Below are 23,850 nucleotides of genomic sequence, written 5' to 3'. Positions count from 1 at the left end.
ATTCGCAGCGTGCTGGTCAGGTCCACACAGCGTCGCGATTCGAGAGGAAGCAGAGACGCGCGTGCACGCGACCACAGCGCCCCGGTTTCCGCAAGTGTGTGCGGTCGGGGGCAACGCGTGCCTCGCGGCTAGTTCTCCAGGCGGACCGGCATCAGCATCGAGAACGTGTCCTCGGTATCGCGCCGACGGATCGCCAGGGGCGCCGTAGGGGCACCGAACTCCAGGATCAGTTGGTCTCGGGCTCCGGCGGCGAGCGATTGGAGCAGGAACTCGCGGTTGACGGCAACGTCGTTCTCGTCGTTGTCACCGTCCTCACAGATGGTCACCGTGCCGTCGGCCGTCACCCTGAGCACGCTGAGGTCAAAAGACACGCCGTCCGGCTTGCGCGCCTCGCTCGCGCGGACGGGACCAGTCTTCACAGCCTCCTGGAAAGCCGACACATCGACGAGCGCGCGGCGTCCGGCTGGCAAACGGACGAGGCGACGGTAATCGGGAAAGTCGTGATCGAGGCACTGACCGGCCGTCTGCCGGTCCCCGGTCTCCAGTGTCACGCGGTCACCATCCACCGCGAACTGGACGGGTTCCTTGCCACTCAGCAGCGCCCGCATCGCGTCGGCGAGCGGGACAGGGACGATTACCTGCAGACGGATCCCGCCATACCCAGTGATACCGGTTCGCGCGACGGCCATCCGGTACCGGTCGGTGGCCACGACATGGAGTCCGTCGCCCTCGATGTCGAACAGGACACCGCCGAGCATCGGCAGTTCCGGGTCGGTACTGGCGGCGAAACGAACCGTGTCCAACGCGGCAGCCAGCTCTGGCCCAGAGACAGCCAGTCGGACGGCGGCGGTACGGAGCGAGGTCATGGGGTTCTCCCTGCGTTCGAGTAGTGCTCGGAGCGTGGAGAACTCACTGCGGGCATCGGACAGTCCCAGTTCAAGACGGTGCAGATGCGCCTGAAGTAGCTTCTGCACCAGGTCGGTGTCCGCGCTGGACCAGCCAGCCAGCACCAGCCGGATGTCCACCAGTGGCATGCCGGCCCGGCGCAGCCGGGCCAGCAGCTGGGCCTCTTCAAGCTGCGCGGAACCGTACCAGCGGTAGCCACTCACGGGATCCACCCATGCAGGGATCAGCACACCGCCACGGTCGTAGAACCGCAGGGCGCTCACGCTCAGTCCGCTGTCCCGGGCCATCTCACCAATGCTGCACATCCCGCTCTCCACAACCAGAACTCTGAGCCCTCGACAAGGTCGAGAGTCAACCTCAGCCGATCGACTCAAACACTGAGGAGACCGAACAGCACGCGAGTCCCGGCGGGACGATGCCAACCTTTTCCGGACACGCGTGACGAAGTCGCGATCGGGTGAAGATTGACCTTGGGGGATAAGTCATCCCGGATGGGTATCGAGTTTCGAAACCGTGCCTGCCGCCTGCGTGCCGAGACTGCGCCGATGCCGATGCGCAACGCATCGGCGCAAGGGGCGGAGGACGCAATTACACGCCAGTGCCAGCGCCCCGAGCGAGGCTGCGGGAGATGCGTTGGACAAGTGACGCAGGTGGCAGATAGCGCTCGACCCTGAGCAAGTAGCCGACTTGGGAGTTACGCAGCTGCATATCACGGGCTTCGGCAGTTGCCAGGCAGATCTGATAGTCGACCGCGAACGCGAACTCGCCGTGGTTGGCCGCGCGCTGGCGCCAGCCGACCCGCTCGTTCGACATTGTGTCCTGCCATGGTGTGCCGATCTCAGGAACTTTGGGTCGGCCATCTCGCTGACCGAGCCGCCCACCGCTGATCCACTTCAACACCGCGCGCCAGAGCTCTCGCTCGGCCGCCCAGCCCACCTCGTGGGCCTGCTCGGCGAGGCGCAGCGCCGCTTGCCTCTCGCTATCGGTCGCCATGCCGATCATCGTGCCCCCTACCTGCGATCAGCAGCCCTGTACGGATTCAGCCGATGCGCCCCGGGCGGAATGCACTCCGCGGGTTCCATGACAATCAGGGCTGGTCACCCCACTCCGCCAGGAGAGCGTCAGCGACACCTTCCTCGTATACAGCCGTCTGATGCTCCTGCATCGCATTGCTCAAACGCGGGTCCCATGAAGTACTGCGGGCCTTCCCGGACAAGGCGACGTGGTCGTCTTCGGTCCGGAGCCCCTCCAGGTAATCCTCAGCGCTCATCTTCCAGGGCTCGGCTCCGTAGCGGCCGATGAGTTGATTGGTCATGTCGATTCCCGGCCAGTCGAAGTCCCCGTGGTAGAGGAGCCGTCCCCCACCGTTGACGATCAAGCGGGCCAGTCGGTGGAAGGCCGTTGACGGTCGGCCTTCGGCGCAGATCAACGGCGGGCTGCTCGCACCGAGTTCCCCGGCGGCGCGGCGGAGGACGGCTGGGTTCTCACAAACGTACACCCGCGGCAGGTGAACGGTGACAGGCAAGGTGACCAGCTGGTGAAGTGTGACGTGGAAGGGGGTGCCGTATCGAGCCGCGTCAGTGAGCCACTCCCCCAGCCCTCGACCAGACGCCGGCAGATTGAGGACAAGGACGCGGCTGGCCAGGTCGTCGACGATGACGTCGAACGCGTCCCAGAGCTCGCGCCGGGCCTCGGCTCCTGCCTCGAGCGGAACTCCTCTTGCTGTTGCCAGCGCGCGAAGTACGAGGGTCGGCAGCGAGCCTTGGCCAGGGTTGAGGGCCTTGGTGTTTCCCGTGGTGGCGTCGGCCAAGGCGGCCAGCATGACCGGAGGCGAACCGCTGGCACGGGCATCGAGGTACTCCAGAACGCGGATGGCCTGGCTGAGGAGGCGTTCATCCTTCTTATTGATCAGCCCAGTGATCGTCCCGTCGGAGGCTAGGCCGCTCAGCCACTCCTTGTACCAGGGATTCTCGGCGTAGAGCGCGCTGGCCTCTCCCTCAGCCAGCAACTGCTGGCGGGCCTGATTGATGGCGCTCCGTTCGTCGGCTCGAAACCGCAGTGGAGGACCAATTCGTTCCAAGACGTCGCGGAGTGAGGCTCCGGTGACGTTGCGGACGTTCTGGTCCAGTGCCTCGAGCGGAAGAGAGACACGGCGGACGTCCGCCGAGCGATACGCGCCTGTGATTCCGATGACGGCGTTGCGCTCGTCTGTCGTTGGATTCGTCAGGCCGATGGAGCCGGTGATCTCGCCTCCATTGCGTTCAAGAGAGCGCCGGGCGGCCCCAAGAAGGCGGCGGAACTCGGGGCCGCGGTAGCGCTCGTATGCGTCGGACGTCGGCAGACTCATTGCTCCCCCTCGTTTTCCTCAGTGCTGGTGTCTGCCGGCTCTTCCTCAGGCACGTCGGTGAGCAACCCCGCGTGGGCCGGAACGTGGCGGCTTGGCCGGAAGTTGAGCAGCTCGGCGGCCAGATCTTCGGATCCGGGGTATCCGACGTCGTCGAGGATCTGTTCGCCGTCCCAGACCAGCAGCATGGCGGAGACAGTGTGCGATGCCTCGTCGTGCTTCATGTCGTAGTGCGAGATCTGCGGCAGGTCGGAATACGTGATCCACAGGTCGTAGCCGGTCATGAAGAGGTCGAGGTCGAACTTGGCCGTGAGGGCGAGCAAGTCGGGGCGGTACTTCTCGTCGATGCCGGCGAACGCCTCGTCGAGGGCGATCAGGCGTGGGCAGGTGGGGTAGGCGGAACTGTACTGGGCGTGGGCGGCGGCGAAGAGTGGCAGGTGGATGGAGGCGGACTTCTCACCGCCGGACATCACACTGTGTTTGGCCCTGGTGAGAACTTCTCCCTTCTTCCTCTCCTCCTCACTCATGCCCGGGCGGAACAGCCGCAGTTCGAACTTGCGCCAGGATCGGTAGTCCAGGACTTCGGCGATCACGTGTTGGTAGCTCTGCTTTTTGTCTGCGGCGGCCTTGGTGCGGATCTGGCTGCGCAGGTGGGAGCGGAGTTCGGCCAAGCTCGCGGGGGCGAGTCCGGACGCGTCCTTCTCCAGCAGTTTGCTGACGGCCTTCTGGGAGTTGGTCAGGCTGTCGGAGGCGACCCAGTGGATGCCGACCGTCGTTCCGGATGACATCGGCCTGGCCCGGGTGTCGGCGTCCATGTTCCTGACCAAATCGCGGGCCGCAGTGGTGCGGCTGTGAATCTGCTCGGCGAGCCCGGTCAGCAAGCCGTCTTCAAGGACGGTACGTTCCTTCTCCTCCAGCAATACCCGCTGGTCGGCGAGTTGTTCGGCCAATTGGCGCCCGAAGTCCGCCACCGGCGCCGGGCCTTCGCTGTCTGTAACCCGGGCCAGGATGATGTCGCCGACCTGCTCCCACTCGAAGAGGTAGCCCTGATCGGATCCGAGCAGGGCGCCTTCCAACGTGGTGATGGCCGTGGAGATCCTTGTGGTGGCGGTCTTCAGGAGGCTCTCGGTGATACGGCGACCCTGAGTGGCTTCATCGAGTGCGTCGACAAGGGAGATGACGGTCGTAGGGACGGCGCTGCGGGCTGCTTCGATGCCAGTGACCGAGGTGTCGTGGGCAGTCAGCGTGTCCATGAGTCGCCGCACGGTCTCCTCGGCAGATGGCCACACTTCGCGCGGTACCCAGACGGTGTCCACCACTGTGTCGAGGAGGCCGAGCAGGTCCGGCCGGGCGTACGGCTCAAGGGTGAGGGTCGTTCGTACCTGCTCACGCACGGCGGTCGTCAGGACGTCGCCGACGAACTCCAGAGTGTTCTTGGCCTTCATGAGCCGGTCACGCTGCTCTTCGACGTCCTTCACCGCACGCCGGTGTGCCTTCTCTGCTTCCGCCAGCTGCCCCTCGGCCGCCTTGATCTTCTGGAGGATCTCCCGGAGCGGTGCTTCAAGCGTCTCTTGCCTCGTACGTAGCCGCTCTTCCAGGACGGCAAAAGCATCCTTGCGTGTCTGCAGCTGCTCGGCCTCCTCGGCGTAGGTCTGCGCCTGCCCTTCGATAATCTCTTTGCGGCCCGCGAGGTCCTTCTCGGCCTCATCAATCTGTTCTCGGCATACAGCAAGCTCCTTGCCGGCAGCGCCGAAATCGGTGACGGCCTGGGCGACACCTTTCAGTTCCTCACGGGTCGTAGGAAGCCGCGCGGCGGTGGCGGCTTGTCTCAGCAGCCGCTTCTTCTCGTGTGCACGGGCAACAGCACCATCAAGGTCTTTGCGGGCCTTCTCAAGGCGACGGCGAGCTCCGGCGAGATTGCCGGCGATCACCGCCACCTGGCGTGCCTCTTCGTCGATCATCTGGGTGCTGGGGAGCTGGCAGCGCGCGCGGTCGAAGTCGTCGAACACCTCCTGGGCGTCCTGCCGTTGACCCTCGGCATCCTTGAGCTGGTTCTCCAGCACGGTGATGGCCCCATCGAGGCGGCTCAGCCGCTCACGTCGGCGTGCAGCCCGTGCAGTGGCTCCGATGTACTCCGGCTGTTCCTTGGGATGGGCACCGACCTGAACGCCCAGGGAGAAATGCGACCCGACGGTGATGCAGGGGGCGCTATCCGTGTCGATGTCTCTGTCGGCTGTCGGAGCGTCGTCCGCGACACCGATGGAAGCGAGGACGGCTTGCACACCTTCGGGGCTCACATGTTCCTGGTCTTCGACAACCAGGATGTCGGCCAGTGTGCTCCCGGTGGGCCGTTGTGTGACGGGCAGTGGACGCAGGTAGGCGTCGGCGACCTTATCGCGCAGTGCCTGGTCGGTGGCCTCCGAGTCGGGGTGCAGCCATGCGGTGAGCAACCCGGCCGCGTACAGGGCGCCTTCCACCGCGGCAGCGTGGTCATCCGAAATGTGATCGGCGAACCGTACGAGCTGCCACAGCGGAGCGCCTGGCCTTCCCTCTCTGTTGGCGGGTCGCAGGTCGCTGAGCGGAGGTGCCTCGTCTTCTTCAGCCGCCACCCTGTCTCGCTCGCTTCGCGTCTTGTGCAGGGCGTCCGAGATGTCGTCGTACTGCCTCTTGAGCGTTTCGACGCGGGTGAGGGCTGCAGTTCGGCGCTGATCAGTGAGAGAGCGGAAGACCTCGGGCAGCGGGGTCGTTGCTGGCTCTCCTGCGGCGGCCAAAGCAGCGAGCAGGGGTGCACGGTCGGCGGGGCAGAGAACCGCGGCTTCGCTGTCGCCGGTCCAGCGAGCGATGACTTGGTCGAGATCCTGGGCGGCCTCTGCGCGCGCCTGGCTGAGCTGATCGGCGGCGGCAGCTGACTTCTGCTCGGTCTCCGTGAGTTCAGCAGCTGCGATATCCACACGTTTTTGCTCGCGGCCCTGATCCTCCATAGCTTGCTCGACTGCGGTGAGATGGTGGCGCACATCCTCGAGTTCGGTTTCGCGCGCGGTCGTGTAGCCGACGACGTGCGTCTGGAACGCGGCATCGAAGTTCAGTGCGTCCTCTTCGAGGAGGATGCCGGAGCGGCGTGCCGCGTCCAAGAGGTCTCGGGTGTGCCGTGATGCGGCTGCGTTGAGTTTCTCGCACCGCTCGCCGACCTTCTCTGCCTCACCCTTGAGAGTGGCCAGGTGCCCCCAAGCGCCGTTGAGGAGGCGGTCGCTGTCTTTGATGCCCTGGTTCTCGTCGCGCACTCGGTCACGTAGCTCGTCGAGGTCCTTCTGCTCCGTAACGGCGTCATGATTCCTGAGGGTGGCGAGACGTGTGCCGATCTCTTTGCGCTGCCGTTCACCGGTGTCCCGGCGTTGTCGTGCCTCAGCCAGTTGCCCGTCGGCGGCGCGCCGTTCCTCCGCTGCCTGAAGGATCTTGGCGCACTCGTCGGCCGTGGCCTGCGTGCGCTCCTTGACCTGGTCTACTCGGTCTCGGGCGTGGACTTGCAGGTAACTGGTGTACTCACGCAGGAAGTTCTGTACGGCTGTGTCGGCCCCGGCCAAGGCATTGAGGAGCGCCTGGATCTCTGCGAGGTTCTCGAAGTCCCGGGCGGCTTGCTTGATCAAGTCTTCGTCGACGGGGCGCAGACCCGCGGTGAGGGTGTCGGACACCTTGACCGGATCCAGGTCCTTGGCCAGGAGAGGGCGCCGCAACTGGAGCAGCAGGTTGATCAGTTGGCTGTAGCGCTCGCGTCCAAGGCCGAACAGCCGGTCGTCGATGGCATCGCGGTATGCCTCTGCCGTCTCGTACGTGGCATCCTCGCCGAGCATTTTCGCCAGTGCCTTTTCCCGCAGTGGCCGCGAGGCATCGTCCAGGAGACCAAAGTCGAGGCCCATGCGACCATCGGTGACGAAGTAGAAGCGGGCCGGCGAGGGCATCGCTTTCGTCACTCGCATGCCGATGCCAGCGGTAACAGCCTCGATGACCTTGCAGTCGGGGGCAGTGCGGGCGAACTCCATCCATACATAGCCGTATGCGGACTCCTGCTTCTTGTAGAGCAGGTTCGATTTCATGGTCCGTTCCTCGCCACTGAACGGATCCAGCCGTCGCGCGTCTAGGACGCCGTCCAGCACGAGGGGGAAGAGCACCTCCAGGGCCTTGGTCTTGCCGGATCCGTTGTGCCCGCGCAGCACCAGGCGACCGTCGGCGAAGACGAATTCCTCGTCGATGTAGTCCCACAGGCCGATCACGCCCGCACGCGTGGGCTTGAATCGGGCCTCCGGATACTCGGCATTGCGGGGATGCGGGATGAGCGTCATCGAGAGGTGTCCTCAAGGGGGAAGTCGAGGGCGAACTGACCTTCGTACGCAGGTCGAGGCAGCACGGCGGTGATATTGCGGTAACGCGCCGCGGCAGGGCACACCAGGATTCCCCCAGGAACGAGGTGCACCAGGCGCAGATCTGCCAGCAGAGAGAGGGCCTCGGCCAGGAGCCCTCCGGGATCGCCCTGCCATTTGTTGGTGAACGAGGAGGGACCGAACTCCTCGTACAGCTCGGTGATCATCTGCTCCAGCACGCCTTGCTCAACGAACGGCAGGCCCGCCCGCTGTTCGGCTGCGTCGGATTCCGTTCCTGGTCCGTACGTCCCTTGGCCGTTGTCTGTCTGCGGGTCCTGGGCGAGGGCTTCGAGCGTGCCGGCCTCGGGCAGGGCCATGTCGATGCGACTCAGCAGGTCCGCGTGTTCTTCTCGCGGGTCAGGTGGGAGAAGGCGCTGCAGGCTGCCGGAACGGTCGGGGTCTTCCTGCAGGTCCGCGATCTTCGCCAGTATCAGACCGGCGGTCCGGTTGACTGCTCCTCCTCGCCCCGGGAAACGCTTGTCCGTGAAGCGCCCCGTGGTATCGACAAGCATGATCCCCTCAGCCCGGCGCTCGACGGGCAGACCGGTCAGACGCGCGATGTCCTCGGCCAGAGTGGGCTGGCGCAGCGCGATCGCGGTTTCCGGGTCGATGCCGGCGAAGTAGACCACCGGGTGCTCGATGAGCATCCGTTGGGCCCGCTGGGCAGCCCAACGCCGACGCGGGTCCCGCCCGGTTCCCGCAGTCGGGGTGTCCAGCAGACCGGCGGCACTCGTCAGGTGCTGCAAGGGCCTGTTGGGCTTGAAGAGGGCTGCGCAGGCGTCGTGGTCGATGTCGAACAGCGCGTCCCCACGATCGTGGTCGCGGGCCCAGTCCTCGGTGGAACCGTCGGAAATCCGCAGCGCCCCTCGGTCGACCAGCCAGTCCATCACGTCAACGACCGCGTCCTTGTGGCCCGCTGCCGTCGCGTCGAAGCCGAGATGCTCGATGGCATTGGCGTACGGAGCAAGGAACTTGACGAGATCGGCGAGGGTGATCTCTATCCGCGACCGGTTCAAGCACGCCAGGACCAGACACAGGTATGCGAGCCGCCGCCGGTCGAAGGGCTTCTTACTCTTCACCGTGAGAAACGCCTGGCTCTCGTCGAAGGCATCCAGCCGCCGCAGCAGGCGAGCATGACGGGCACTCGTGGACAGCGTGTATCCGAAAAGGTCCCGGAAGTCCTTCGTCAGTTCGTCGGTCCACTGCAGGACCGACGCAAGCGCCTTGCTCCGCGGGTAGGTCTCGGTGACCACGCTGTGCAACAACATGAGCCGGGCCGCCTGCTGGTACGAGCTGAGGTCCGCGGGCTCCACGGATGCGGCTACGCGATGGGCAGGCATCAGGGCGCCTCCGATCCGAGACGGCGACGCATCGCACCGTGGGGCTTGATCTCCAGGGCGAAACCGGGCAGGTGCAGCGTGCCGGTTTCGGTCCGCACGCGACTCCCGCGTTCGCTGGGCACGAGACGCAGCGTCAGCACATCGCTGCTGCCAGTGCCTGAGCGCAGACGTCCCGCGACGACCGTTCGCGCCTCCAGGGCGCGGGTCAGCAGCTTGAGCACGGCGCGAGTCTCCACCTGGTTCAGTACTCGATCATGAGGTCCGTGCTCCAGGAGCGTTTCCGCCGCGCTCCGTTCCGCGGCCCGCTCTGCCAGTTGCGCCTCACGCAGGCGGGCGTGCGCGCCCCGGGACCTCCGCACCGGCTGCGGACCTCCCTGCGCCGGCCTCTTACCGTGCTTGAAGAGGCTGACGCTGATCTCCACACCCGGCGCCTCCCACCACGTCGAACGCGGCGAGATCTGGTCGTCATCGTCGTGGGCCCCCGAAAGATGCCGTACGGAGCGCAGATCGAAAGCGGCGGCAACCAGAGCGTTCGCCGCCTGCTCATTCGGTGCCGCGGCAGCCCACGCGGCCAGATGCCGCAGCTGAGTAGTGCGGCTCACACCGCCTCTGCGTGACTCCGTGACCTGCCTCAGCAAGGCGATGACCCCAGAGATCGCGGTGCGAGTGGCGCCCTGCAACTGATCCGCCCTGGACCCGCCCGTGCCATCGGCCAAGAACCACTGCCGCAGCCCCATCCAGCGCCGCCGCCAGTCCTCCAGTCGTACAGCCGGGCGCATCATGGGCCGTTCGTCCGCTGCGGCCGCCCGCTCCAGCAGCGTCTCCACCCCGGTGTCCTCCACCTCATGCACAGCCTCAGCCAAGCGGGGCGCATAGCGTTCCAGTTCGGCCGTGAACTCGCTCATGTGGGCCAGCAGCGCATGCTTGTACCGGAGGAACGTCTCGGGGGAGATGTCCGTCGTACGGACTACGTCGTTGAGCGTCAAATAGAAGCGCGCTGCCCGTTGGGTCATGTCCTCCAGCACGCTGTCGAGCCGGGTGAGCTTGCGGTAGACCTCGTCCTGGTCGCCCTGCCGGTTCGCGGTGGCCAGGGCCTTGAAGTCCGCCAGGATGTCGGCGAAGACCAGACGCGACAGGTTTGCGTCCTGGACCCGCGACCCGATGACCTCTTCCACCGCGCAGTAGACGCGGTAGCCGATCTCCGTGAACTGGTACACCGACTGGCGGTTGCGGTAGGCAGCAAGATTGCCGCATCGCGTCGCGTCCTCCACCTTGTAGAGGACCTGCTCATCCTCGGCCGCGAGGTTGTCGAGCATGGCCCGCAGGTTCAGGTCCGTAGCACTCGGCACCTCGTCGTGCGCTGTCGCAAGTTCACTCAAGGCCTTCGCCACGTCATCGGTATGGACCTGAACCTGGTGCACAGCTCGCAGCACATTCATCGCCCGCAGCACCCATAAGTACGCGACGTGGTTATCGCGCTGGGTGAAGTTGAACAGCCTCAGCCGGTCGCCCACCGTCAACGAGTCAAGATCGAACGACTCTGCGATTCCCGAGTCATCACGCTGCAGCACCTACACCGCCCCTCGTTCACATCTACTGCTCCTACCCTGACAGTTGCCACTGACAATCACGCTGGAGTACCCGGAAACCGGTCGCCTCTGAGGCTGCTCCACGGCCAAGCCGCCAGGCAGCGATCGTGCGAGAAGCCGCTTTCAGATCGGGTGAGTTGATAGTCGCTGGGCTGATGGAGCCCGAAATAGCCGCCAGAACTCGCTCGGGGGTCGGCACGGCTTCGGACGGCGGCAGGGAGGAGCACGGCACTAGGCTCCGGGTTCGCCTGATCGCGTCAGCCGTTGCAAGCCGGAAGCCCTCATGCCGCGAGCGCTCAGCCCCTGGAAACCGTGGCCTCCCCCGGCAGATCACACGGGGGAGGCCACCGTCACAATGCATGCGGACGCCGCCTCGCCGGCGACCGGAAGGCCAGACGGGACGACATCCGAGCTATGTGTCGGATCGCCTCACCGCAGCCATCAGGTCTCGAGCTTCACTGGAATATATGCCCCCTGCTTTCGATTGTTCGTTCGCAGTGATCGAGGCACAGCCGGGGAGATACGTGAGCGACCTGAAGGTCTTCAGGGTGAGGGGTAGGCAGGCTACCGAGATACCCGGAGCGTCCGTGGGCGTGGAACGCGATCTGCAGACTCTCATCGAGGCCAACATGGAAGCGATGCTCGGCATCCGCTTCCTGGTGACCGAGTACCGCACCGGTCGTCACCGGGGCCGGATCGACTCGCTGGGCCTGGATGAGAGCGGGACGCCTGTCATCGTGGAGTACAAGCGCACGCGCGACCAGAACGTCGTGAACCAGGCGCTCTCGTACCTGTCGTGGCTGCACGATCACCACCACGAGTTCGAGAGCCTGGTCAGGGAGAAGTTCGGCGCCAGGGCGGCCGAGGAGATCGACTGGAGTAATCCCCGAATCGTCTGCATCGCCGGGTCGTTCACCCACCACGACACTGTCGCCATCGAGATGATCGGCCGCCGAATCGACCTGGTGGGCTACCGCGTGTTCGACGACGTGCTCGCTCTCCAGCTCGTCGCTTCGGTTGCTGGCGCGGCTCTCCCATCGCGGAGGAGAGCCCAGAACACGCCTCGCCCCTCCGGGCCGGGCTCGGCGAAGTCGGTGCAGCAGTACCTCGACGAATCCCCACAGGGCCTGCAGGAACTGTATGCGGACCTCGACGAGGTTCTCCTCTCGCACAGCGACGTGCAGAAGGAGAGCCAGCTCCATTACATCGCGTACAGGCGGATCAAGAATGTCGCCACGGTGCGCGTTCAGCCTCGCAACCGAGTGCTCGTAGTCAATCTGAAGCTGGACCCCGACACGGTGGAGATGCAGGACGGCTTCTCGCGGGATATCCGCGGGTTGGGGTGCCTCGGCATCCGGGACGGCGTCGAGGTACGGATTGGATCTCGTGAGGATCTCGATCGGGCGAGTGGTCTGATCCGGCAGAGCATCGAGGCCTCCTGATTCGTCCCACGGTCAAGGGCGGTTGCGTCACAAGAACCTGGTGACGCAACCGCCCTTTCTTGCGTTCTGGCGCCAGTGACGGGGCTTCTCGCTCTCACTCCTCAGGTCCGGCAAGCTCGAAGTCGTCCTGTGTCAGAGCATTGTGGAGACGCTCCTCTGCGATGTCGGCGTAGTGCTTGGAGAGTTCGACCCCTATGAACTGGCGGCCTTCTCGCAGGGCTGCGACGCCGGTCGTCCCAGAGCCAGCGAAGGGGTCCAGGACCGTTCCGCCCGGCGGGCAGATCTTCACCAGCTCCTGCATCACTTCCACCGGCTTCTGCGTGATGTGCACTCGGTCCTTCCGGGGCTGGCTCGCCGTGTAGAGACCGGGCAGGTAGACGGGGTTGCGGTTGGCGTCGACGGGCCCCTTGGTTCCCCACACGATGTACTCGCACGACTGCTTGAGTCGGCCCTTCTGCGGCCGGGAGACCGGCTTATGCCACGACGCGATCCCTCGCCAGGTCCAGCCTGCTGCCTGGAACGCGTCCGTGGTGGTCGGCAGCTGCCGCCAATCGGTGAAGACGAGCGCGGTGCCCGATTCGACGGTCGCCCGGTACGACTCGGTGAGCAGGAGTGTGAGCCAGAAGCCGTATGAGCGCTGATCGCGGTTCTCACCGGGGAAGTTGGCGAGGTCGTGCTCGGCATCGACGGAGGTGTACTTCGCGCGAGCGGTCCGGCCTGTGCGCTCGCTGCTCGTTCGGCCGCCGCTGTTGTACGGCGGGTCGGTGATCACGGCATCCACGCTGTTGTCCGGGATGCCGGCGAGGGCGGTAAGCGCATCCCCTCGGTGCAGGGTGTACGGCATTGCGAGGTTCTCTCTTTCCGGAAGGCGGTCGTGCGCGCACAATTCCCCTTTGCCCGGGGACGTGCACGTCGGCAAGCTTCACTCCGGGAAACCGCGGACGCAGCCGCCAGGGGCGAGCAATGCGCTGGAGGTTAACGCCGTTCTCCGGCCGCACCCAATGAGCGAGAGCCCTTGCCTGGCGGCGGAGAAGGTCCCGAGGGGGCCGTTTGGTGCGGCCGGATTTCGTCTCTACAGTCTCGCCATGTTCGCAGGACGGGACCTGGTTTCAGCCCGGTTGAGCTGTGCTGATGCGTGTTGTTCCGTCCAGACGACAGCACGACACGGCTCTCCAGGAAGCCAGTCTCCGATTGGAGAGAGAGGGAATCCCCATGTGGCGCGTCAGATTACGAGCGCGGCTGACTGCCGCATTTCAAAGAGGGCTCCAGCGACTGGGAGTTAGCAGCTCCCAGTCACTGGACTTCCTCCTGGGACTGCAAATTCTTAACCGGCGCAGTACCGGTGACCTTTCGACGAGAACGCCGCTGCCGCGCTGCCTACGAGTAACAGGAGCTGCTTATGCGGCATGCCCAGGCACGCCCCTCCCTGGGGCTCAGTTCCCCGACAGACCGCACGGCGTACGGACTGCGGCCGTGAAGAAGGTCGGTGTCATTGCGGGGGCCGTCGCGCTCAGCCCGATGCTGCTGATCGCGCCTCTCGCCGTAGCCCTGACCGGCGCCAGTAACGCACAGGCCGCATGTATCGACGGCGATGCACAAGCTCTGGACACTGCAGCGGTCGCCAAGCAGGTGGAGTCGATCCTCAAGGGTGATGGCAAGGGGTCCGTGTCCATTCAGGGGCTGGATGCCCCGGAGGAACAGATACCGAACGCCAAGGCCATCCAGGCCACCGGCGTCGCGATGAAGGTGCCGGCGCGCGGGCAGATCGTCGCGCTGGCCACGGCCCTGCAGGAGTCGGGGCTGCGGAATCTCGACTACGGGGACCGGGATTCGCTCGGTCTTTTCCAGCAACGCCCTTCGCAGGGGTGGGGCACGGCGGCGCAGGTTCGTGATCCGGTGCACGCCTCGACCAAGTTTTACGAGAGGCTGCTCAAGGTCTCGGGCTGGGAGTCGATGACGGTCACCCAGGCGGCGCAGGCAGTCCAGGCAAGCGGGTTCCCAGACGCCTATGCCAAGTGGGAGCCGCTGGCCACCGCCCTGCAGAAGGCCATCGCCAAGGCCCTGCGCCAGAAGAGCGCTTCCGAGAATGACAAAGGCGAGGACACCAAGCCGGAAGCTCCCGTCGACGGGTGCGGAGCTGAGGGCGTCGGGACCGAGTTCGGTCCGATCCCTCCGGGGTCAGTGCCCAAGGACTACAAGATCCCGGCCGGGGCACCCAAGTCGGTCCAGAGGGCTATCCGTTGGGGCCTCGGCGCACTCGGCACCCCGTACCAGTGGGGCGGTGGGTGCTCGGATCCGCGCGGCCAGGACCCGATGGGCCGGTGCGACTGCTCGTCCCTGATGCAGGCGTCGTACAAGGCTGGCGGCGTCTCGATCTCCCGGACCACCGTCACCCAGGTCAAGGACGGCAAGGCCGTCAAGGTCGACGCTCTCAAGCCTGGCGATCTCCTGTTCACCCGCGGCACGGCCGCCGTGCCGGAACACGTCGGGATGTTCATCGGCGCCGGACTGATCCTGCATGCCCCCAAGTCCGGCGACGTGGTCAAGATCTCGACCCTCGCTGATTGGCGGCCGGACATTCTCGCCGTCCGCCGAGTCGTCTGACCGGCTTCCTCTCCCTCTTCCCCAGCACCGCCCCTATGGGCCCTCACGCGCCCAAGAACGCTCTGGAGTTCTAAATGAAGCTCATGCAACACGCCCAGTACCTGGCGTACAACCCCGGCGTCACGCCGAAAGAGGGTGGCCTCCCCGGCCTCAGCGTGCTGAGGAACGTGATCTCGTCGATCAACCTCTTCGGCATCATCGCCGTGGTCGGCGCCTTGGCCATCTCCGCCCTCGTCTGGGCGTGGGGCCACCACAGCGGCGGCCACCAGGCCGAGGCGAACGGCAAGAAGGGCACGGTCGTCGCCGCGGGATGCGCGCTGCTGCTCGGCGCGGCGAATGGGATTGTCGCGTTCTTCAGCGCGATGGGGACGCAGGTCCGCTGATGCCGAAGAAGCGTTCCTCCACTGCCAAGACACGCACCCACCGAGCTCCCTCCTCGGTCACCCAGCGTGTACTGATCGGCGGCGTCGTCCTCGCCGTGCTGATTGCCCTCGCCGGCCTCCTCGCGTACATGACGCGAGAGGAGAGCCCGCCCCCGGCCAAGGACGCTCCGGTGTCCGAGTCCGACTCTGCTTCGCCTGCGCCGCAGTCGACTCGGGCCCAGGGCGTGGCGGTTGCGGCGCCGCCCGCGACGAGCGATCCGATCGAGTTCGCCAAGGCTGCCACGAAGGTTCTTTGGACGTACGACACCCGCTCCTTCTCCCAGGCCGAGCACCTGTCCGGGCTCAAGCGCTGGATGACGAGCGAGAAGGAGTACGCCGACTGGAAGTCCGTGACCCAGCAGGCGCCGAGCCCGGTGCTGTGGGCGCGGATGCACGACAACCACCAGCACGCGAGCGCCACGGTCGGCGAGGGCCACTTCCCCCAGGCGTTCAAGACGGCTCTGGCCCAGGACCCCGGCGCGATCACCGAGGCGTATGCCTACGCCGTCACGGTCACTGGCAAGCAGACCATCGCCTGGAAGGGCTCCGGCGCCGGAGCCGAGTCCCGCTCCACCACGCTCGCCGTCCAGTGCCGCCCCCACCAGGACTGCGCCCTGGTCGGAGTCCTACCGAGCGTCGCGCCGTGATCGCCCCAAACCCGTACGAAAAGGAGGTGCCCTCATGGGGGCTTGTGACCTTCCTCTGATGAACACGGTCTGCAACACCATCGGCGGCGTCGTCGGCGCCACCGGCGAAGCAGTCACCGACGGCATCGGCGCGTGGATCGCCAAGTCGATGGGTGAGATGGCCCAGGCAGCTGCGGACCTCGCGTCCAGGGCCGTCGACAAGACCACCGCCATCGATCTCAACGCCGGGTGGTTCCGCAGCAATTACGAGTTGCTGCTGCCGATCGGCCTCATCCTGACCGTCGGTACGTTCTGTCTGCAGCTGACGCGGGCCGCCTGGCGCCGGGACGAACGGGCCCTGGCCCAGGCCGTGAGCGGCACCGTCACCGGCGTCATCTTCGCTTTCGCCGCCATCGCCTGCACTACCGTCGCGATCACCGTCGTCGACGCCCTCAGCGCTGGATTGTTCAAAGCGGCGAACACCTCGATCGATGACGCGGTCCGCCGCATCATCAAGGTGAACGCACTGGGGGCGATGTACGGCCTCGGCTGGGGCATCCCAGCCATCGTCGCTCTAGGATGCGCCGTCGGCGCCTTCCTGTACTGGGCCGTGATGGTCGCCCGAAAAGTCGGCATCTTGATCTTGGTCACGCTGGCGGTGTTCGCAGGTGCCGGCGGTGGCTGGGAGGTTGCCCGTCGCTGGCGACGCGGCTGGATCGAGGCCACCGGCACCTTGATCGTCTCGAAGCTGCTGATGACGATCGTCTTCCTCCTGGGCATCTCGGCCATAGGCAAGACCGATGCGAACGACGGGCTCAGCGCTCTCTCGGATGCGATGGCGGGCATCGTCGTGATGGTCCTGGTGATGTTGTGCCCCTACGCCACGTACAAGTTCGTGCACTGGGCTGCCGACGGCGGCGGCCAGGACGACCTGCACCGCACCGGCGTCGCCGGTATGGCGGTCGCTGCCGGTGCGGCCAAGACCGCGGGCCAGCTCGCAGTCCAGGCCAGCACGGGAATGCGCGCACCGCAGGGTCCGGCGACGGTTCCGGGCCAGGGATCCGGCGGTGTCACCTCCGGGATCGACCCGACCGGCGGCTCGGGTGGCGGCCAGCCGAAGCAGACCCACTTCCGCTTCGGTGAGGACCCCAACGCCACGGGCGACAAGGGCCGGGCGCCCATCCGGCGGCCTCCCACGGACGGAGACCGCGGTCAGCCCCTGATCCAGCGTCCGGGCCAGGGCAGCGGAGCGGATGCCAACTCGGCACCGGTCTCCTCCGGCCCGACGCCCCAGGGCGCGTCGGTTGCATCGCCGCAGGTGACGCGGATGGACACGCCAGCACCTCGGCGAAGCGGACCGTCCCCGGCCAGCGGGCCCTCCCCGCAGGGCGGGACCACGCCACAACGGTGGATCTACCCCCAGCCGCCGGGCGGATCAGGCTCGTAGCCCTCGCCTGACGGGGGTGGGCTCCGGCCAAGCACGGCCCAACCCGCCCCCGCCTCCTCCCCTTCTCTCTTCCTTCACGTTCCAAGGACGGCTTCGCCATGTACCCCGACCTCTCCACCTCTGACGGCCCGGCCGTCAAATTCCCCCACCGCTCCCGCCGGGGCGTACTGCTCGGTCTCTCGGCTCCCCAGCTGACCGTCGTCACCATCACCGGCCTGCTGGTGCTCGCGGTACTGATCACCTCCGGCGTCCCTGGGGCACTCAGGCTCATACCTCTGTGGGTCGTCATCCTGGCGGCGGTCTTCATCCGCCACCGCGGACGCTCGCTCGCCGACTGGGCACCGATCGCCGTCCGGTACGCGCTTCGCCGCTTCCGGGGCCAGCTGATCTGGCTGGCCCGTCCCTCCCGCCGACCGCAGCGCGAGGGCCTGCTCCATCTCCCGGGCACCGGCGCGTCGCTGCGGGTCGTCACTTCCCCGGACGGCCGCTTCGGCGCGGTGCACGACCCTCATGAGGGGACGCTCACCTCCGTTGTGAAGGTCTCCTCGCGCGCCTTCGCGCTGCTCGACCCCGCCACGCAGACCAGCAACGTCGCAGGCTGGGGACGCACCCTGGCTGCCCTGTCGCGCACCGGTCACATCGCCCGGGTCCAGGTCCTGGAGCGGACCGTGCCGGACTCCGGCGACGCGCTCAACCGCTACTGGCACGAGCACGGCAACGCCCAGACCCACCTCGCCGGGTCCATCTACAGCGAGCTACTGGCCGCCGCCGGCCCCGCCGCTGCCCCGCACGAGGCGTACGTCGCGCTCGCCCTCGACCTCAAGGCCGCCCGCCGCCTGATCAACCAGGCCGGTGGCGGACTGACCGGTGGTTTCGCGGTCCTCTCCCAGCTCACGTCCACCTTCGACCAGGCCGCCCGCAATTCCGGTCTGGCACCGAGCACTTGGCTGCCCGCGAGTGAAATCGCCGCCGTGATCCGCACCGCGTACGACCCGAAGGCGTCCGCCGCGCTGGAACAGTGGTCCTCCTCCGGCCGACCGCAGGCCGACCCCGCCTCCGCCGGCCCCGTCGTCCTGGTCGAGAAGGCCGACCGCATCCAGACCGACTCAGCCCACCACGCCACCTTCTGGATCGAGAACTGGCCGCGCATCGAGACGAGCCCCGGCTTCCTGCACCAGCTGCTGTTCACCTCCGGTGTCCGCCGCACGCTCTCCCTGACCTACGCGCCCAAGGGTCTGGACGCCGCGCTCAAAGATGTTCAGCGCCGTAAGGCCACCGTGATCGCCGACGCGGCCGAGCGGCAGCGCAAGGGCCAAGTCGACTCCGAAGAGGACTCGGTCGAGTACGCGGACATCAAGCAGCGCGAGCGTCAGCTGATCGCCGGGCACGCCGATGTCGCGCTCACCGGTCTCCTCACCGTCTCGGCCGACACGGAAAAGCAGCTCAACGCCGCCTGCGCGGCCATCGAGACGGCGGCCGCCGCCGCCCTTGTCGATCTCCGCCTCCTCACCTGGCAGCAGGCCGAAGCCTTCACCAACGCCGCCCTGCCCCTCGCCCGTCCGTAGCGCACCCGCTCCACCAACCCGCGCTCTACCGAAGGGCACTTCTCATGCCGACCGAGCCCCTGCCCGAACTGGCTCCGGACTTCGTCCCGTTCGCCACTGCCGCGCTCGACTTCCACCGCGCGATCAACATGCCCGTCGCGCCGATCGCCGCCAGTCGGACCGAGCTGGACTCCCTGCACGCTCACCTCGTCGCCCTCTACGGGTTGCTCGACGCCCACACCGCCCGGACCACCCCGGTGGCCAGCGCCGAGGGTGACCACCTGCGGGCGGGCCGGGTTCGGCTGTGGCAGGCAGCCGAGCACCTCCACGCCGCTTTCCACGCCGCCCCGCATCCCGGCTCCGGTCGCCTGCCCGCCCGGGAGGCGTGCCGGGCCCGGCTGCCGGAGGGGGTGCCCGAACTCACCGTGTGCCAGCGTCACTTGGCCACCGCCACCCGCGTCCGGCGTGACCACACCCCGGCCGATCTGCGCGACCCCTTCACCGGCCTCACCCGCCACTGACCGCCAGGAGCACCACCACCATGGCTTCTCGTACCCGCGCCAGCGCCAGCCCGCTGTTCGTCCCTCGCAAGAGCGACCGCCGCACTGCGCGCGCCGCCCGCACCCAGTTCGCCGCCGCCCGCGACCAGGCCCGGCACGCTGCACGTCCCGAAGCCCGCCGCACCGCGCCCGGTCTCGATCCCGAGCTGCGAGCCACCTACCCGGCCATCGGCCGGCCCGGTCCGGCCTCCGCCCGCGGCGGTCGTCTCAAGCTGCCCGCCCATCGGATGACCACGGCCACGGCCTCCGGGGCCTACCCCTTCCTCGCGGAGGGCGGCCTCGGCGCTCAGGGGATCTACATCGGCCGTGACGTCCACGCGGAAGCGGCGTTCACCTACGACCCGTTCGCCTTGTACGGGCGCCTCGACGGCTTCACCAACCCCAACATCCTGCTGGCCGGGATCATCGGCATGGGCAAGTCCGCCCTGGCCAAGTCCCTCGCCGTACGCGCCGTCGCCTTCGGATACCGGATCTACGTGCCTTGCGACCCGAAGGGCGAGTGGACCGTCGTAGCCCAGGAGCTGGGCGGCCAGACCATCGCGCTCGGCCCCGGCCTGCCGGGACGCCTCAACCCCCTCGACGCGCCCGCCCGGCCGTACGGCGTCAGCGAGAAGGACTGGACGGGCGAGGTCCGCAAGCGACGCCTTCTGCTGCTCGGCTCACTCGCGAAGACCGTCCTGGGGCGCGAGCTGCATCCCATGGAACACACCGCCCTCGATGTGGCACTCGACCAGGTCGTCGCCTACGCCGAGGCCAACGGCACCACTCCGCTGCTAGGCGAAGTCGCCTACGTTCTCGGTTCCCCCGAGCGTCTCGATGCCGCGCTCGGCGAGCTGTCCGGCCGCCTCGGGCACGCCGCCGAGGACCTCGCCCACGCACTGCGCCGACTCGTACACGGCGACCTGGCAGGGATGTTCGACGCGCCGAGCACCGTGGCGTTCGACCCGAGCGCGCCGATGCTGTCCATCGACCTGTCCCGCCTCGGGGGTGCGGGCGACGACACCGCGCTCGTCCTGGCGATGACCTGTGCCTCCGCGTGGATGGAGTCCGCGCTTGCCGACCCCTCCGGTGGGCGGCGCTGGGTGATCTACGACGAGGCGTGGCGTGTGATGCGGCACGTCGCTCTGCTGGAGCGGATGCAGAGCCAGTGGAAGCTCTCCCGCGGTCTCGGCATCGCGAACCTGATGGTCATCCACCGCCTCAGCGACCTGCTGACCGCGGGCGATGCCGGCTCCCGGGGACGTGCCTTGGCCGAGGGCCTGCTCACCGACTGCTCCACCCGGATCATCTACCGCCAGGAAGCCGACCAACTAGCCTCGGCCGCATCCCTGTTGGGGCTCACCGGCGTCGAGACCCAGGCCGTCTCCGCTCTCACCAAGGGGCGTGGCTTGTGGAAGGTCGCAGGCCGATCGTTCATCGCTCAACATCTTTTGCATCCGCGCGAGCGCGAGTTGTTCGATACCGATGCCCGGATGTCGGCGGTCTCCCGCGAGTTCGCCGCAACTGACAGTTGCTCAATTCCTATGTGATCTGGGGGCGCGGAGCCTTTCCCATCCTCAGTTTGAGAAGCTGTTGTCCTAGCGAGCACAGTGACTTGGGAAGTCGAACAGGGCACTCATCGGGGTGAGTTTCGGCCGATGTGGGCGTAGAAGAGGTTCTTGCCGGGGCTCGGGGGACGCCAGCCGCCGAAGCCCCAGGTGAGGGCCCGCGCCCGTCAGTGGAAAATTGGCACACGCGGTCACTGGAGCGAGCGGTTCTCAGGGCCAGGTACACCTCGTTGGGCGGGACTCGCTACTGGGGGGGCCGGCTCGCCGGAGGCCAGAGCAGCGGCAAGGCTGGCTGTGGGCGTGGCGTCCTCGATCAGTTCCGATTCGGCTACTTCGTGGTAGGCCACGAATCGGACACCTTCAGGTTGCAGGCGGTTGAAGTAGTAGCAGCCGCTGTTCGATCCGAACGCTGCCGGGCGCATTATGACCAGCGGAGCAAGGGGGAGTGCGCTGCCGGCCTCGCGGGAGAGGAGGTAGAGGCCGTCTTCCTCCATAGCCTGGCTAATCGGGATCTGCTCCTGCCGGAACGGTGCGTTCGGGCCCATGGCCAGGTCCACATCATGGTGGAACACCCTGTTTCTGATCCGGGCGGCGCCAGCGCGTACGAGGGGAAAGTCCTGCCAGCCGGCGCCGATCAGATTGCGCAGGGTGTGGACGTGGCCGGTCAGGATGTCGAGTTGCTCTTTGAGGGAGTCGGAGCTTGTCGCACCCGAGTGGGCGCTCCAGGTGTTGCGTCGTTGGATCACCTCTCCGAACAGGTTCGTGACGTCGGTACTAAGGAGGGTGTCCAGGAAGTCCGGTGGTGCGTCGGCGAAGGCTGCTCGTGCTCGTGCCTGCTCGTCGGTGTCGGTTCCGGTCAGTGCGGTGCGGTACGTCTTGGTGAGCCGCTGCAGGATGATGTGCCAGATGCCGAGGGTGGCCCGCTCGGGGGTGAGTCCCACGGAGTGGAACTGTGCAGCGAGGGTGGGGAGTTCCTGCTTGAGGCGTGAGCGATCCTGGAGTAGGGCTGACACGACAACCGTGGCGTGGAACTGAATAGTGGCGTCCCAGAAGTGGAACATCTGGTCGCGGCGGGCGTGCAGGTTACTGTCGCCTTTGGATTCGTAGGCCCACAGGGCGCTAGCCATGGGGAAGGGCAGGCTGGCTGCCCATTGAGCAAGGTCTGCCGACGGGATGAGGCGGCTGGCTTCCCGGTAGATGTCGGAGCGCCTCTTAGGGTCGTTCCAGAGCTCTCGGTGCGAATCGACCAGGTGACGGCGGGCTGCGACCAGTGCTCGTTCCGTGCGGGCCATGTCCCGCTGGACGGACAGGTCCGGTAGGGGGATCAGGAGATCGTCAGCCATGCGCCAGGCTTGGGTGAGGTTGACGGCGCGGGGGCTGACGTAACTGTCGCTGCCGGAGCCGATGGCCACCGAGCGCAGGTGCCGGCCCAGAGGGGAATTGAGCCAGCCCGCTAGGTATTCGGCGTCCGCGTGCGTCGCCCTGATCCTGAGCACGAGGATGCGGTTTTCGGGAGCGACTTCGCCCGGGTCCCCGATCACCGCGTCCAAGCGCGGTTCAATGGGAAGGATGAGAGCTGGCTCCCCGGTGACGGACGACAGCATCACGGCGCGTTCGGCGGCTTTGGCCGAGGGGATATAGCAGATGTGCTCGGTGAGCTCGGTCAGGCGGGCGGTCTTCCAGCCGAGCTGGGTGAGGTCACGCAGCGCACGCGGGGTTCGGTCGGTTCTAAAGACGCGGTCCACGTCGAACATCGTGAGCTGTGGGTTCGCTACGTCCTTCACGTCCGGTGGCATCGTGGCGTACCGAGTGTCGCGCCATGCTTCGGTGGCGGAGGTTGCCGGTAGGAGCATGGTCAGGCGTGGTACGTCGCACGGCTCGGGCTTGATGGTGGCTGCGGTGGTGTGATGGGCGACGCTGACCTGGCGGAAGGAGAGATCCTTCGCTGCGACTGTTCTGCTGTAGGCCGTCGGCTTCGGATGCTTCAGGCTACGAGACAGTTCGTCGAGAGCTGCTTCGCTGATCGTGCGGCGCTCGACGAGTCGGCGGGAGTCCCCGTCCTGGTAAAAGCCGCGAAGATCGATGAACTTCACCTTGTGCCGACGCGCCGTGGGCTTGCGGTTGGAGAAGATCAGGGCAAACAGCCGGATCCCGGTGCTCGCGCTGAGCCCTTCGGGCAGAGCGATTACGGCATCCAGGAGGTCCTGGTCGAGCAGCCAGGTACGGATCGCGCTGCCGCCCGTGTCGTGCAGCGGCCCGGTGGCGGTGAACATGATGCCCCGGCCGCCACCGTCTGCCGGATCTCGAAGCTTGCTGAGCAGGATCTGGGCGAACAGCAGGGAGGCGTTGTTGGGCTGCGGAAGTCCGGCGGGGAAACGTCCCTCCGGGCGGCCAGCCTCGACTTCACACTCCTCGTAGCTTTTCTGCCAGTGCAGGTTGTACGGAATCTCTGCCACTGTGTAGTCGAATCGGCGGTCGGGGAAGGCGTCCTGTTCGAGGGAGTTTGACGGGCTGAATGCGGCGTCAGCGCCGAGGAGGAAGGCGTGGGCCCGGGCACGCTGGACGACGGACGCGTTGACGTCCTGGCCGGCGATGGTGACAGTTGTTCCGGTCTGCTCGGCCAGCGCCTGGGCCGCGTCCAGCGCCAGGGTGGCGGAGCCGCACGCTGGATCGTAGAGATGCGTCGCCTCCGTGTGGCTATCACGCTCATACGCGGTCAACGCGGTTCTGGCAACCTTCACCAGGGATGCGGACGTGGTGAGCTCGCCACGGTGGTCCGAGGTGGAGAAGGGGCGGAGCAGCATCCGGGCGTAATGACGTATCTGGGTGGGGGTGTAGCTGTGCAGCGCCTGCTGCTCGCCTTCCAGTGTGGAGTCCAGCTCAGGGTTTCTGTGCTGTGCGTTCCGTGCGACACGCTGCAGATCTTCGAGCTCCGGTGCAGGCAGGCCCGTAGTCCGGGTTCTCCAGTCGACCGCGTTCCACAGCGCGGAAGCCAGCGGCAGAAGCTCCCAAACCCTCCACCAGGCGGCACCGAGCCTTGAAGTTGTCGGCTTCGAGCGGCTGC

16 protein-coding genes are annotated in these 23,850 nt (G+C 66.8%); 8 read left to right on the top strand and 8 right to left on the bottom strand.

The window, feature by feature from the left end; genetic code table 11:
- Nucleotides 1-128 precede the first annotated feature (128 nt).
- The 6 genes from ACFYWY_RS01145 to ACFYWY_RS01120 all read right to left on the bottom strand — a co-directional run bounded on the left by ACFYWY_RS01145 (nucleotide 129) and on the right by ACFYWY_RS01120 (nucleotide 10,576).
- The gene (locus ACFYWY_RS01145; RefSeq protein WP_389177689.1) at nucleotides 129-1,211 is read right to left on the bottom strand and encodes a MerR family transcriptional regulator; all 1,083 of its coding nucleotides are present in this window, start codon (nucleotides 1,209-1,211) and stop codon (nucleotides 129-131) included.
- 283 nt (nucleotides 1,212-1,494) lie between these two features.
- Nucleotides 1,495-1,899, bottom strand: a complete 405-nt coding sequence (locus ACFYWY_RS01140; protein WP_389177686.1) for a hypothetical protein — start codon at nucleotides 1,897-1,899, stop codon at nucleotides 1,495-1,497.
- Between the two features lie 94 nt (nucleotides 1,900-1,993).
- A complete protein-coding gene (locus ACFYWY_RS01135; RefSeq protein WP_389177683.1) occupies nucleotides 1,994-3,253 on the bottom strand; it encodes a TIGR02679 family protein in 1,260 nt (419 codons plus the stop codon).
- The gene (locus ACFYWY_RS01130; protein WP_389177680.1) at nucleotides 3,250-7,587 is read right to left on the bottom strand and encodes a TIGR02680 family protein; all 4,338 of its coding nucleotides are present in this window, start codon (nucleotides 7,585-7,587) and stop codon (nucleotides 3,250-3,252) included. The genes ACFYWY_RS01135 and ACFYWY_RS01130 overlap by 4 nt, the downstream gene beginning before the upstream one ends.
- On the bottom strand, nucleotides 7,584-9,005 hold the full coding sequence (locus ACFYWY_RS01125; protein WP_389177678.1) for a DUF2398 family protein: 1,422 nt from the start codon (nucleotides 9,003-9,005) through the stop codon (nucleotides 7,584-7,586). Before ACFYWY_RS01125 ends, ACFYWY_RS01130 begins: the two co-directional genes overlap by 4 nt.
- Complete coding sequence (locus ACFYWY_RS01120) at nucleotides 9,005-10,576, bottom strand: TIGR02677 family protein (RefSeq protein ID WP_389177675.1); 1,572 nt, start codon at nucleotides 10,574-10,576, stop codon at nucleotides 9,005-9,007. Before ACFYWY_RS01120 ends, ACFYWY_RS01125 begins: the two co-directional genes overlap by 1 nt.
- A 542-nt stretch (nucleotides 10,577-11,118) precedes the next feature.
- On the opposite strand from ACFYWY_RS01120, the gene ACFYWY_RS01115 reads away from it, so the two are divergent.
- Nucleotides 11,119-12,036 (top strand): transporter, encoded by a 918-nt coding sequence (locus ACFYWY_RS01115; protein ID WP_389177672.1) that lies wholly within the window; start codon nucleotides 11,119-11,121, stop codon nucleotides 12,034-12,036.
- 94 nt (nucleotides 12,037-12,130) lie between these two features.
- Here the strand turns inward: ACFYWY_RS01115 and ACFYWY_RS01110 are convergent, their stop codons facing one another.
- A complete protein-coding gene (locus ACFYWY_RS01110) occupies nucleotides 12,131-12,880 on the bottom strand; it encodes a DNA-methyltransferase (RefSeq protein ID WP_389177669.1) in 750 nt (249 codons plus the stop codon).
- A gap of 629 nt (nucleotides 12,881-13,509) precedes the next feature.
- Here ACFYWY_RS01110 and ACFYWY_RS01105 point away from each other — a divergent pair.
- The 7 genes from ACFYWY_RS01105 (at nucleotide 13,510) to ACFYWY_RS01075 (ending at nucleotide 20,768) form a co-directional block, all read left to right on the top strand.
- On the top strand, nucleotides 13,510-14,640 hold the full coding sequence (locus ACFYWY_RS01105; RefSeq protein WP_389177666.1) for a C40 family peptidase: 1,131 nt from the start codon (nucleotides 13,510-13,512) through the stop codon (nucleotides 14,638-14,640).
- 74 nt (nucleotides 14,641-14,714) lie between these two features.
- Nucleotides 14,715-15,023 carry a DUF6112 family protein gene (locus ACFYWY_RS01100; protein WP_389177663.1) on the top strand — a complete coding sequence of 103 codons (309 nt, stop codon included), beginning with the start codon at nucleotides 14,715-14,717 and terminating at the stop codon, nucleotides 15,021-15,023.
- A complete protein-coding gene (locus ACFYWY_RS01095) occupies nucleotides 15,023-15,709 on the top strand; it encodes a hypothetical protein (protein ID WP_389177660.1) in 687 nt (228 codons plus the stop codon). Before ACFYWY_RS01100 ends, ACFYWY_RS01095 begins: the two co-directional genes overlap by 1 nt.
- Before the next feature lie 58 nt (nucleotides 15,710-15,767).
- Nucleotides 15,768-17,135, top strand: a complete 1,368-nt coding sequence (locus ACFYWY_RS01090; protein WP_389177657.1) for an ATP-binding protein — start codon at nucleotides 15,768-15,770, stop codon at nucleotides 17,133-17,135.
- A 98-nt stretch (nucleotides 17,136-17,233) separates the two neighbouring features.
- Nucleotides 17,234-18,700 (top strand): SCO6880 family protein, encoded by a 1,467-nt coding sequence (locus tag ACFYWY_RS01085; RefSeq protein WP_389177654.1) that lies wholly within the window; start codon nucleotides 17,234-17,236, stop codon nucleotides 18,698-18,700.
- Nucleotides 18,701-18,744: 44 nt separating this feature from the next.
- Nucleotides 18,745-19,200: a DUF6238 family protein gene (locus ACFYWY_RS01080; protein ID WP_389177651.1), complete on the top strand. Its 456-nt coding sequence runs from the start codon at nucleotides 18,745-18,747 to the stop codon at nucleotides 19,198-19,200.
- Nucleotides 19,201-19,220: 20 nt separating this feature from the next.
- Nucleotides 19,221-20,768 (top strand): ATP-binding protein, encoded by a 1,548-nt coding sequence (locus ACFYWY_RS01075; RefSeq protein WP_389177648.1) that lies wholly within the window; start codon nucleotides 19,221-19,223, stop codon nucleotides 20,766-20,768.
- 209 nt (nucleotides 20,769-20,977) lie between these two features.
- On the opposite strand, the gene ACFYWY_RS01070 is transcribed toward ACFYWY_RS01075, so the two are convergent.
- A complete protein-coding gene (locus ACFYWY_RS01070; protein ID WP_389177645.1) occupies nucleotides 20,978-23,590 on the bottom strand; it encodes an N-6 DNA methylase in 2,613 nt (870 codons plus the stop codon).
- Between the last annotated feature and the right edge of the window lie 260 nt (nucleotides 23,591-23,850).

Origin of the sequence: Streptomyces sp. NPDC002870, from assembly GCF_042888505.1 — a bacterium.
In the GTDB taxonomy this organism is placed as follows: domain Bacteria; phylum Actinomycetota; class Actinomycetes; order Streptomycetales; family Streptomycetaceae; genus Streptomyces.
Note: the sequence above shows the minus strand (reverse complement) of the source record. Positions and strands in the feature narration are given on the sequence as shown.

Bases quoted from the DNA above. Each gene is read 5' to 3' on its own strand.
- ACFYWY_RS01145 (WP_389177689.1), bottom strand. From the start codon at position 1,211: ATGTGCAGCATTGGTGAGATGGCCCGGGACAGCGGACTGAGCGTGAGC.
- ACFYWY_RS01140 (WP_389177686.1), bottom strand. From the start codon at position 1,899: ATGGCGACCGATAGCGAGAGGCAAGCGGCGCTGCGCCTCGCCGAGCAG.
- ACFYWY_RS01135 (WP_389177683.1), bottom strand. From the start codon at position 3,253: ATGAGTCTGCCGACGTCCGACGCATACGAGCGCTACCGCGGCCCCGAG.
- ACFYWY_RS01130 (WP_389177680.1), bottom strand. From the start codon at position 7,587: ATGACGCTCATCCCGCATCCCCGCAATGCCGAGTATCCGGAGGCCCGA.
- ACFYWY_RS01125 (WP_389177678.1), bottom strand. From the start codon at position 9,005: ATGCCTGCCCATCGCGTAGCCGCATCCGTGGAGCCCGCGGACCTCAGC.
- ACFYWY_RS01110 (WP_389177669.1), bottom strand. From the start codon at position 12,880: ATGCCGTACACCCTGCACCGAGGGGATGCGCTTACCGCCCTCGCCGGC.
- ACFYWY_RS01100 (WP_389177663.1), top strand. From the start codon at position 14,715: ATGAAGCTCATGCAACACGCCCAGTACCTGGCGTACAACCCCGGCGTC.
- ACFYWY_RS01095 (WP_389177660.1), top strand. From the start codon at position 15,023: ATGCCGAAGAAGCGTTCCTCCACTGCCAAGACACGCACCCACCGAGCT.
- ACFYWY_RS01090 (WP_389177657.1), top strand. From the start codon at position 15,768: ATGAACACGGTCTGCAACACCATCGGCGGCGTCGTCGGCGCCACCGGC.
- ACFYWY_RS01085 (WP_389177654.1), top strand. From the start codon at position 17,234: ATGTACCCCGACCTCTCCACCTCTGACGGCCCGGCCGTCAAATTCCCC.
- ACFYWY_RS01080 (WP_389177651.1), top strand. From the start codon at position 18,745: ATGCCGACCGAGCCCCTGCCCGAACTGGCTCCGGACTTCGTCCCGTTC.
- ACFYWY_RS01075 (WP_389177648.1), top strand. From the start codon at position 19,221: ATGGCTTCTCGTACCCGCGCCAGCGCCAGCCCGCTGTTCGTCCCTCGC.
- ACFYWY_RS01070 (WP_389177645.1), bottom strand. From the start codon at position 23,590: ATGCTGCTCCGCCCCTTCTCCACCTCGGACCACCGTGGCGAGCTCACC.